This window comes from Nocardia sp. NPDC004573 (assembly GCF_053602135.1).
Window position 1 is genome coordinate 1 of the sequence record NZ_JBSGDA010000059.1, and the last position, 3,321, is coordinate 3,321.

The 3,321-nt window shown below is 65.2% G+C and carries 3 protein-coding genes; all 3 read right to left on the reverse strand.

Annotation, left to right across the window (positions count from 1 at the left end):
* Positions 1-319: 319 nt before the first annotated feature.
* A complete protein-coding gene (locus ACWEKR_RS35455; protein WP_452358224.1) occupies positions 320-1,249 on the reverse strand; it encodes a hypothetical protein in 930 nt (309 codons plus the stop codon).
* Positions 1,250-1,314: 65 nt separating this feature from the next.
* Positions 1,315-1,800: a hypothetical protein gene (locus tag ACWEKR_RS35460; protein ID WP_195092490.1), complete on the reverse strand. Its 486-nt coding sequence runs from the start codon at positions 1,798-1,800 to the stop codon at positions 1,315-1,317.
* Between the two features lie 515 nt (positions 1,801-2,315).
* Positions 2,316-2,945 (reverse strand): hypothetical protein, encoded by a 630-nt coding sequence (locus ACWEKR_RS35465; protein WP_452358225.1) that lies wholly within the window; start codon positions 2,943-2,945, stop codon positions 2,316-2,318.
* Positions 2,946-3,321: the final 376 nt, after the last annotated feature.

Here is a 3,321-nt window from a genome sequence, read left to right on the forward strand (position 1 = left end):
CCAGCGCCTGCAGCACCGAGGACGGCGGGTATCGGCGATGCCAGATATGCGTGCGCATCGCCGCGATCCACCCCGCCTCACCGCGCGGTGAGACCCAAGACATGTCACCGCCGGATCGCCTGGCGCGGCGGCGGGCTGATTTCCTCTTCGCACCCGACATCGGCGTTCATGCTCGCAGCCGGGCATACCCGCAACCCAGCAGACACGCGCCCGCTGCGGGTGCAGCGACACCCGGCATCGCCGGGGCGCGGCGCCGTGGCGGCAGGCGTTGCTGATCAGCTCGTCGAACACCTGGACCACGTAGGCGCCCACCCCGCCGCTACCAGCTCCAGTGTGCTGCGGCGGTGCTGTTCGGCGTGGTATTCGTCCAGTTGCTGGCGGAAGTAGGTGGTGCGCTGGCTGGCTTCTTCATCGACGGTGGCCTCGGCCTGGCTTTCGGGAAGTTGTTCATTCGGCGGTGGTTGTGGGTGCCTGGTGAGTTGGTGGTGCCAGTCGTCTTCTGGCCCGGCGAGGAGGACTGCCTCACGGTGAGCGTTGCGGCGTTGGTGCGGGCGGAGTTGTGGTGCCGGTCGCGAATGTTGCGTTCGACGATCAGTGTGTCGATGCGGGCTTGTAGCTGGCGGCGGTGGCCGCGGCGGTAGCGGGGAGTCGCGGCGAGTTCATCTCGGGCGTTGTGTATTTCGGTCGCTGCGGTGCCAGCGGCTTCGACCGCCGCCTCGAGCTGGTGGTCGGCGTGTTGGGCGTTGCGGATCGCCTCCTGCGCGGCGCGGTGGCGGCGGGCGGTGTCTTCGGGATCGGGCTCTTCGTGCCGGTACGTGGCAGGGCTGAAGATGAACGCATCCGTGTCGACGAGCGCAAGTTGCTGGTGGAGTTCGCTGATGTGCTGATCGAGTTCCTCGTCGGTCAGCAGCATCAGGGGGTTGCTCTCCGCCTGCCCTGTCAGCCCTGAGGTCAGTGAGTTCGTGGCGCCATTGTCGGAGGTGGGTGTTTGGAGTTGCACGCGTGACCACAGCGCGGCGGCGGGCATCTCGTCGGGGAGGGGATGTTGGTGCGCGGCGTCGGTGAGCAGGCCCACGACGTCGATTCCGCTTTCGTGTGCGGTCTCGAGTTTGGCGGCGAGGGTGGGCCAGTAGGGGTCGGTGGTGATGCGTGGGTTGAGGCGTTGGACCACGGGCGCCCACTTTTTGACCGCCAGATTGCGATCCCCCAGGGCACCTGTGACACGGCGGGGGGTGCTGGAGGTGAACATGGGCGCCGGCGGTCGCGGTGTCGCCGCCACGCAGCGGTCCGGTGCGGACCGCTGCGGGCCGAGGACTATTCCTGAGTCAGAGTCAGGGTCCGGTTCTCGGTGGTGTCCTTATGGATCTCGACCTGGCTCATGTCCTCGGCGTCAGGCGGCAGGTAGGCGAACGCGGCGGTGATCTCGACCGCACGGTCATCGTAGTAATACGTCATGAGTTCAATGCCGTCGCCGTCGTGAGCATCTGCGCGATTCGGGCCCTCGCCGTAGTCGTAGCCCAATGGCACCCTGACCTTCGTCTGCCGAGATTCGCCGTCACAGGTCACCCGATCCAGGGCCTCGTCTTTCATACGGACGGGTTGGCCTTCCGGGCTTTTGAACCGTTCGGACTCGACCTTGACCCACAGGGCGTTGGCCTGGCCGGGTTCGCAGACGTAGGTGATCTCGGCGACGACCCACCAGCTGTAGTCGCCGTGTGCGTCTGGGAACGCTCTCCCGATCCATATGCTGGTCGTTGCGCTGGCCGGCCCGGCCACATTGACCAGTACAGCGGCGGTCAACGCGAGTATCGAAGCGAAAAGTCTTCCACGAACCACTATGTGCGCCTTTCGGTGTCGGTAGGTGGTGGAAAAGATCCGTCGAGCGGACAGCAGCCTAGACCACGCCACACAGCAGTTATGCACGAGTCCTATGAGTGACACCAGAGGGGTTTGCGCGAGTCCGGGGGTAAGCGAACCCCACGCTGCGGGAGATCCGGCCGATAAGGCCCGGTTGTACCGAGCCTTGGCCTTAGAAGTGTGCTACCAGCACCAACAGCAACTCGCAATCGGTGGTGCCGCCCCCTGTGGGGTTAGCACTGGTGTCCGGAGGGGGAGTCGACCACTACGCACACGTGCTTCACCGACGACAGGTGCTGCCTCTGACTTGAGCGGCCGACTGGGGTGTTCGTCGGGTCGAAGTGGTGCACAGTCGATTACCTCTTCCGGCCCCGAGACTCTCGATCCGAGTTGATCGCGCGGTCAAGGCGAGCCGTCGTGTCTGGACGCGCACGGCCGCCCGCCGACAGCAAGCTAGATCACGGTAACGATCGTTCCCGTAGCGCCATGAGGAATTCATCGATCGCCGCGCGCAGAGCGGGCACCGAGGGACGCGGCTCATCGCAATGCCACTCGACCGCGATGCTCGGGCGGACATCGACATCGCGACGGGAGTGTCCGTCCAGCCAGTCCTGCAAGCCGGTCAGTTCATCGGCTGCGACGAAGCCACCGTCGACGAGCCAATCCCCGAACGCCGGGTCGGCGACCACATCCCGAGGTTTGCGGCCTGCTGAACTCAGATCCCGCATCCAGCGGTGGGCGTAGTCGTGTGCGCTGAGGCGCATCGCGGGATACCAGCGTTTATGGGGCGGACAGCGGAAGTAGGCGAGGTGCAGGTTGGCACGCACCTGCCAGCCGCGGTTGGCCAAGGCGAGCAAGCCGTCGACCGCAGCCGGATTCGAATAGAAGTGACTGTACTGGGGTTTGAGTTCACCGACCCAGGAGCCGAGGATCACGGTGCCGTCCTCGACCCACATGCTCACCCGTTGCGCGGCGATGACACCATGAGTAAATTCGACCGTCGCATAACTGTCGTGCTCCTTGCCGGGGCTGTCGACGGCCCCCTCGAGGATCGATCGCAACTCGCCTCTGTCAGCGACTACACGCATTGGGACAGCTTGATATTCGGCATCTCCCGGCGTTCTGCGAATCCCGCATTCAAGCTGCTCCAGTGAAGATTGTGATGGGGGGAATCGCGACTAATTCGATCGCACCGACCTCGCTGAAGCCCTCCGCGGATGCCGGTCGTGCTCCCCGGCCTTAAGGGCCCGCACCCAGTTGTGCCGATCCGGCGTCTGCGGGCGCCTCGCGCCGGTTCTGTGAACGCGGAGCATCTCGGTCGGGGCCGGCCCTAGTGCCTCGTCAAGCAACCTTCGGTAGGTAATCAGGGTGCCGGATCTTGGAGTTGACGGCGAAGTCGCGTTTGGGTCGGGCGTGCTGGTTGTACCAGCGGATGTAGGCGCCGATCGCGGCGTCCTGTTCGTC